The organism is Microbacterium sp. NPDC057741 (assembly GCF_042798735.1).
Classification (GTDB): domain Bacteria; phylum Actinomycetota; class Actinomycetes; order Actinomycetales; family Microbacteriaceae; genus Microbacterium.
In genome coordinates, this window is record NZ_JBHVJW010000004.1 from 417235 (window position 1) to 424051 (window position 6817).

The 6817-nt window shown below is 67.0% G+C and carries 6 protein-coding genes; all 6 read left to right on the forward strand.

The window, feature by feature from the left end:
• Nucleotides 1-2 precede the first annotated feature (2 nt).
• Nucleotides 3-974: an amino acid ABC transporter permease gene (locus ACFVDO_RS15180; RefSeq protein WP_378858026.1), complete on the forward strand. Its 972-nt coding sequence runs from the start codon at nt 3-5 to the stop codon at nt 972-974.
• The gene (locus ACFVDO_RS15185; RefSeq protein WP_378858027.1) at nt 971-1741 is read left to right on the forward strand and encodes an amino acid ABC transporter ATP-binding protein; all 771 of its coding nucleotides are present in this window, start codon (nt 971-973) and stop codon (nt 1739-1741) included. The genes ACFVDO_RS15180 and ACFVDO_RS15185 overlap by 4 nt, the downstream gene beginning before the upstream one ends.
• Before the next feature lie 144 nt (nt 1742-1885).
• Nucleotides 1886-3208, forward strand: coding sequence for an ABC transporter substrate-binding protein (locus ACFVDO_RS15190; RefSeq protein ID WP_378858028.1), 1323 nt, complete (start codon nt 1886-1888; stop codon nt 3206-3208).
• 28 nt (nt 3209-3236) lie between these two features.
• Nucleotides 3237-4172: a carbohydrate ABC transporter permease gene (locus ACFVDO_RS15195; RefSeq protein ID WP_378858029.1), complete on the forward strand. Its 936-nt coding sequence runs from the start codon at nt 3237-3239 to the stop codon at nt 4170-4172.
• Nucleotides 4169-5110 (forward strand): carbohydrate ABC transporter permease, encoded by a 942-nt coding sequence (locus tag ACFVDO_RS15200; RefSeq protein WP_378858030.1) that lies wholly within the window; start codon nt 4169-4171, stop codon nt 5108-5110. The genes ACFVDO_RS15195 and ACFVDO_RS15200 overlap by 4 nt, the downstream gene beginning before the upstream one ends.
• The gene (locus ACFVDO_RS15205) at nt 5107-6744 is read left to right on the forward strand and encodes an amylo-alpha-1,6-glucosidase (RefSeq protein WP_378858031.1); all 1638 of its coding nucleotides are present in this window, start codon (nt 5107-5109) and stop codon (nt 6742-6744) included. Before ACFVDO_RS15200 ends, ACFVDO_RS15205 begins: the two co-directional genes overlap by 4 nt.
• The last annotated feature ends 73 nt before the right edge of the window (nt 6745-6817 follow it).

A 6817-nucleotide genomic window follows, 5' to 3' on the forward strand; every position in this document is an offset into this window, starting at 1 on the left:
CCATGACCACGGCTCCCGCCGACACGGCCGACCCCCGGGCCGGCAGCTGGCCCAACCCCGCGAACATCGTCGCGCTGCGGCATCCGGGGCGGATGATCGTCGCCCTCGTCTGCATCGCGGCGCTCGCCGGGTTCGTCTACGCGCTGGCGACGAACCCGAACCTGTCCTGGTCCTCGGTCGCGTACTACGTCTTCTTCCCGAAGATCCTCTCCGGCGTCGCCGTGACGATCGCGCTCTCGATCATCTCGACGGTGATCGGCATCGCGATCGGCGTGGTCCTGGCGGTGATGAAGCTCTCGTCGAACCCGATCGCACGCTGGCTGAGCACGCTGTACATCTGGTTCTTCCGCGGCACCCCGGTGCTGGTGCAGCTGATCTTCTGGTTCAACCTCGCCTTCCTGTTCCCGAAGCTGGTGATCGCGATCCCCGGCACCTCGATCGGGTACCAGTGGGACACGAACGTGCTGATGACCGGGTTCAACGCCGCCGTGCTCGGTCTGGCGCTGAACCTCGGCGCCTACGCCGCGGAGATCGTGCGAGCCGGCATCCAGGCCGTCGACATCGGGCAGTCCGAGGCCGCGAGCTCGGTCGGCATGACGCCGTCGCAGCGGCTGCGGATCGTCGTGCTCCCGCAGGCGCTGCGGATCATCATCCCGCCGTTCGGCAACGAGTTCATCGGCATGCTGAAGACGACCTCGCTGGTCTACGTCGTCGCGGGCAACGACCTGATGACCAACGCCAGCCAGATCTACAAGGAGAACAGCAAGATCATGGAGCTGCTCATCGTGGCGAGCCTCTGGTACATGCTGCTCACCGCCATCGCCACCTACTTCCAGAGCAAGCTCGAGAAGCGATTCGGGAACGCGAACCTGCCTCCGGCCGGCACCCGGCGGCGATCGCCGCTCCCGTCCGGCACCGGCGGCCTGTTCCGCACCGGTGTGATCCGCACCACGACCACGGAGGAGCTGAAATGACCGGGTCCGAGCCGATCGTCGTCGCCGAGGGTGTGCGGAAGTCGTTCGGGCATGCCGAGGTGCTGCGCGGCATCGACTTCGAAGTCGCGCGGGGTGAGGTGGCATGCATCATCGGGCCGTCCGGCTCGGGCAAGTCGACGTTCCTGCGCTGCCTGAATGCACTGGAGCGGATCGACTCCGGCCTGATCCGCGTGAACGGAGACGACGTCGGCTACACCCGGAAGGGCGACCGCTTCCACGAGTGGCGTCCGAAGGAGTTCGCCCGGTTCCGCCGTGACATCGGCATGGTGTTCCAGCGGTTCAACCTGTTCAACAACATGAACGCGCTGGAGAACGTCGTGTGCGCGCAGGTCAAGGTGAAGGGGATGTCGCGCGCCGACGCCCGCGGGAACGCGGAATACCAGCTGGAGCGCGTCGGCATGGCGGCCCATGCCGGAAAGTACCCGAACCAGCTCTCCGGCGGCCAGCAGCAGCGCGTGGCGATCGCCCGCTCGCTGGCGATGGAGCCGTCGGTGATGCTGTTCGACGAGCCCACCTCCGGACTCGATCCCGAGCTCGTCGACGAGGTGCTCGAGGTGATGAAGTCCCTGGCGCTCGGCGGAATGACGATGGTGCTCGTGACCCACGAGATCGGATTCGCCCGTGAGGTCGCGGACTCGCTCACCTTCATCGACGGTGGTGTGGTGGTGGAGCGCGGCGATCCGGCATCCGTGCTCGCAGAACCGGAGCACGAGCGCACCCGGCGCTTCCTCTCCAAAGTGCTCTGAACAGGGTGGGCGGCATGCCGCCCACCCTGTCTTCGTCACGACTTGATCTCGGCCTCTTGACAGGGATTGCGTTTTGTATACAGAATACTGATGCACCGCCGGGCATCCCGACCGGCCCCTTCCAAGGACGAAAGAGGTAGAGCGTTGGCCATCTCACGTGCAACGATCAGGAAATCCCTCGCTCTCGGCGCGATCCTCGCGCTCGGCGTGGGACTCGCCGCGTGCAGCGGCGGCAACTCGGGCGGCGGCAGCGTCGGCGCCGACGGCAAGGCGACCGTGGTGTGGTCGACCTGGGGCTCGGCTGACGAGCTCAGCCGGTACAAGGAGTTCAACCAGGACTTCATGAAGCGTCACCCCGACATCACCGTCAAGCTGCAGCCGGTCGCCGGCTACGGCGACTACCACTCCAAGCTGCTGGCCCAGCTCACCAGCAACACCGCGCCGGACGTGTTCTACGTCGGCGACGACATGGTGGGCCAGTTCGTCGACTCCAAGCGGCTCATGCCCCTGAAGAAGCTGATGGAGTCGGACACCAGCAAGACCAAGCCTGACGACTTCTTCCCCGGCCTCTTCGGCGCGGCCGAGAAGGACGGCGAGTACTACGCCGCACCGAACGACTCCAACCCCGACGTGCTCTGGTACGACAAGGAGGCGCTGAAGACCGCGGGCATCTCCGACGACCCGGCCGCCCTCGCCGAGAAGGGCGAGTGGACCACCGACAAGTACCTCGAGATGAACAAGAAGCTCCACGACAAGGGTCTGATCGGCTCGATGTTCTGGAACTACTGGGCGACGCACTGGAGCTGGCTCTCGTCGCAGGGCGCCGAGCAGCCCTACAACGACGCCGGCGAGTTCACGGCCAACAAGGACGCCAAGTCGGTCGAGCTGATGCAGGAGTTCGGCGACCTGTTCCAGAGCAAGACGTTCGTGGTCGCCGACACCATGCCCGAGACCGCCGGAGCCGACAGCCAGTTCGTCACCCACAAGGCGGGCTTCTTCGTGCAGGGGCGCTACACGATCGGTTCCCTCGAGGGTGCCGACGTGAAGAACGACTCCTACGACATCGTGCGCTGGCCCACTCCTGACGGCAAGGCCGCCCCGACCGGCGTCGCGACCAGCTTCCTCGCGATCAACGGCAAGACCAAGGTGAAGGACGCGGCGTTCACGTTCTGGACCGAGTTCCTGAGCGCGGAGGGCCAGACCTTCCGCCTGCAGGGCAACGGCAACGCCGTTCCGTCCATCAAGGGCGCCGACGACGTCGTGCTCGAGGACAACTACCCCGCGCACGCCCAGACCTTCCTCGACATGCGTGACATCGGCTTCGTGAACTACGCGGCCGAAGCTCGCATCCCCGGTCTGCCGGTCGCGATCGCCGAGGAGTTCCAGAAGCTCTACGAGGGCAAGGAAGACGCCCCGAAGGCGATGGACAACGTCGCCGACCTGGTGAAGAAGCGTTCGGCCAAGTGACATGTCCGCTCTTCTGACGGATGGGGGGATGCCGCAGGTCACGCCTGCGGCATCCGCCCCTGTGATGCGCAAGGAGGCGGCCTGGCGCCGCCGCGATCGACTGTGGGGGTACTTCTTCGTCAGCCCCCAGCTGATCGGCATGTTCCTGTTCGTGGTGCTGCCGTTCGCGGCGAGCCTGGTGCTGGCGTTCTCGCGCTGGGACGGCCTGAGCGACCTGGAATGGGTCGGCTTCGAGAACTTCACGTCGCAGTTCCAGGATGCCCTGCTCTGGCGCTCCATTCTGAACACCATGATCATCGCCGTGATCACCGTGCCCGTCGGCCTCGCTCTGGCGGTCGTCGTCGCGGTGGCGCTGGAGAAGCTCAAGACCCGCACGCTCTACCTGCTGCTGTTCTTCGCCCCGGTGATGACCTCCACAGTCGCGATCGCGATGATCTGGCAGCAGATGTTCCGCTCCGACGGTGTGATGTCGGCGCTCATCTCGAAGGTGTTCGGCATCGCTCCGCCCGCGTGGCTGGAGGACCCGAAGCTCGCCCTGATCGCCGTGTGCATCGTCGCGATCTGGTCGTCGCTCGGCCTGAACGTCATCATCTTCCTGGCCGGCCTGCAGAATATCTCGCCCTCGGTCATCGAGGCGGCGCGCATCGACGGCGCCGGCGCCTGGCGGCTGTTCTGGAGCATCCGCCTGCCCCTGCTGTCGCCGATCATGTTCTTCTCGTCGGTGATCGCGTTCATCTCGTCGCTGCAGACGTTCGACATCGTCTACGTGCTGGTCTCCGGCGGCGGCCCCGACAACGCCACCCGCACGATCGTCTACCACATCTACGATCTCGGCTTCGGGCGCTTCGAGTTCGGGCCGTCCAGCGCGGCATCCATCATCCTGCTGATCCTGACGCTGATCATCACAGCGATCCAGTTCGGCGCGCAGAAGAAGTTCGTGCACTACGAGGACGATCCCGAATGAGCACCACGACCCCCAGCCTCTCCGACGGCACCCTGCTCCCGGCGACCGACTCGACCGTCGCGCTGATCGCCCCCGGTCGCAAGCAGCGCCGACGCCCGACCGGCGGCGGAAAACGCCGCAGCGGCAGCATCGTGCTGCACATCCTGCTGATCATCGCGGGCCTGTCGATGGTCTTCCCGTTCATCTGGATGCTGCTGACGTCGTTCAAGACGCTGCCGCAGCTGCTGAAGGACCCGCTGTCGTTCTTCCCGAATCCGTGGACGAATCAGAACTACGTCGATGCCTGGGAAGCTGTGCCCTTCGCGCAGGCCTACCTGAACAGCGCCTACATCACCGTGCTGGTCGTGATCGGCACGCTGATCACGGCGTCGATGGCGGGATACGCCTTCGCGCGCATCAGGTTCAAGGGCAGCAAGACGCTGTTCATCATCTTCCTCGCGACGCAGATGATCCCCTCGCAGGTCACGCTGATCCCGTTCTACCTGCTGATGACGCAGTTCGGATGGGTGGACTCGCACCTGGCGCTGATCGTGCCCGGCATGATCGCCAACCCGTTCGCGGTGTTCCTGATGCGGCAGTTCGTGCTCGGGCTGCCGAAGGAGCTCGAGGAGGCCGCACTGGTCGACGGCGCCGGCCGCTGGCGCATCTTCTGGAGCATCGTGCTGCCGAACCTGAAGCCCGGTCTGGCGGCGCTCGCGATCATCACGGCATTGGGCGTCTGGAACGCGTTCCTGTTCCCGCTGGTGCTGTTGAACTCGCCCGACCTGTTCACCGTGCCGCTGCTGCTGACCTCGTTCCAGAGCCAGTTCGGGTCGATCAACTACGGGCTGGTGATGGCGGCATCTGCGATCGCGACCGTGCCGATGCTGATCGTGTTCGTGATCGGTCAGCGCAAGATCCTGAACAGCATGGCCGCGTCGGGACTGGGGGGACGATGAGCTTCGCCGAACTCGCCGGCCGTCACCTCGACCTGGTCACCTCCCCGTTCACGCTGCCGAAGTCGCGCATCCTCGTGTTCAGGGATGAGGATGCCGCGGACGGCGCGCTGCGCGTGCACACCTCGGAGTACGAGCGCTGGCTGGACGACTGCCGGGTGCTCGACGGCCTCACGGTGCTGGATGCCGCGGGCGCCGTGCTTCCGGTGACGGACGTGCTCCCGCACCGGATCGCCTTCGGCGACGACGCGTCACTGACCTTCGACGGGCCGGGTGCGCTGAGCCTCGGGGGTTCATCGGATGCGCGCGTGCGGCTGACCCGTCCGGACGGCCGTGTGGAGGAACATCCCCTCGGCGCCGGACTGCGCATCGTCGTCGCCGCGGATCGCTCGGTGGTGGTCGAGTCCGGCGACCATGCGGCAGCGCTCGCCGCATGCGCGGCGCAGTGGAATGCCTGGTTCGCGAAGTGTCCGGTCGTGCGCGACGACCTGCAGCAGATGGCGGCGTTCTGCTGGTGGGTGCTCGGGGCGAACATCGTCTCGCTGCCCGCCCTCGGCGACGCGCGCGGCGTCGTGCCGTCGAAGATCGGTTACGTCGGTGTCTGGCAGTGGGATGCGTACTTCATCGCGGTCGGCCTGCGTCACGGCGACCCCGAGCTCGCCCGCGAGCAGCTCGACATCGCGTTCCGCTTCCCCGGTGCGGACGGGCAGCTGCCCGACGTCGTGCACGAACTCGGCGTGCTGGCATCCAGCGATGACCTGCCCGAGGGCGACAGGGCGAAGCTGCGCCGCACGGGTTCGGCGGTCGCCGACCCGAGCGCGCCGGTGCCATTGACCAAGCCGCCGCTGGCGGCGTGGGCGCTGCGCAAGGTGCTCGAGGCCGAGGATGCTCCGGAGTGGGCGCGTGCGCAGCTCGCCACCGTCATCCGATCGCAGGACTGGTGGTTCGCCGGGTCCGACCTCGACGGCGACGGGATGCCGGAGTACGGGCATCCGTACTCGTCGGGGCTGGACGACAGCCCGATCTTCGACGGGCCCATCCCGACGGCGGCACCCGATCTCGGTGCGTACCTGGTGCGTCAGGACAGGGAGATCGCGGACCTGCTCTCGCGATACGAGCCGGCTGCCGCGACCGGCCGCTTCTCCGAGCGCGCGGAGCGCACCGAGCAGCTGCTGCACGGCATGTGGGATGCCGAGGCCGGGCGCTTCCTCGCCTTCGGCGACGGCCAGCGCATCGACAGCGACACGGTGGTCGGGCTCATGCCGCTGCTCACCGGCACGCTGCCGGACGGCATCCGCGACGCCCTGCGCGCGGCGGTCGACGACGCGGCCCGCTTCGCGCTGGAGTGGGGACTGCCCACCGTCGCGGCATCCGATCCCGACTTCTCGCCGGAACGGATGTGGCGCGGGCCGATCTGGATCAACACCAGCGCCCTCGTCGCCGAGGGGCTGGAGGCATCCGGCTTTGCGGAGCGCGCGCGTCAGCTGCGCGAGCAGACCGTGCGTCTTGTCGTCCACGGCGGCGGGCCGCACGAGTACTACAACCCGCGCACCGGCTTCAAGGCCGAGCGGGCGACCACGGCGTTCGGCTGGTCGGCCGCGCTGTTCCTCGACCTGGCGGTGACGCTCAGTCGCTGAAGCGGCGAACACACTTCGGGGGCCGACACGCCAGATGTCGGACGCGTTCTGCGGAACCGTCCGACATCTGGCG

What these genes read in the sequence shown, in the direction of transcription:
- ACFVDO_RS15200 (WP_378858030.1), top strand. Translation starts at nt 4,169, where the DNA reads ATGAGCACCACGACCCCCAGCCTCTCCGACGGCACCCTGCTCCCGGCG.
- ACFVDO_RS15185 (WP_378858027.1), top strand. Translation starts at nt 971, where the DNA reads ATGACCGGGTCCGAGCCGATCGTCGTCGCCGAGGGTGTGCGGAAGTCG.
- ACFVDO_RS15205 (WP_378858031.1), top strand. Translation starts at nt 5,107, where the DNA reads ATGAGCTTCGCCGAACTCGCCGGCCGTCACCTCGACCTGGTCACCTCC.
- ACFVDO_RS15195 (WP_378858029.1), top strand. Translation starts at nt 3,237, where the DNA reads ATGCCGCAGGTCACGCCTGCGGCATCCGCCCCTGTGATGCGCAAGGAG.
- ACFVDO_RS15180 (WP_378858026.1), top strand. Translation starts at nt 3, where the DNA reads ATGACCACGGCTCCCGCCGACACGGCCGACCCCCGGGCCGGCAGCTGG.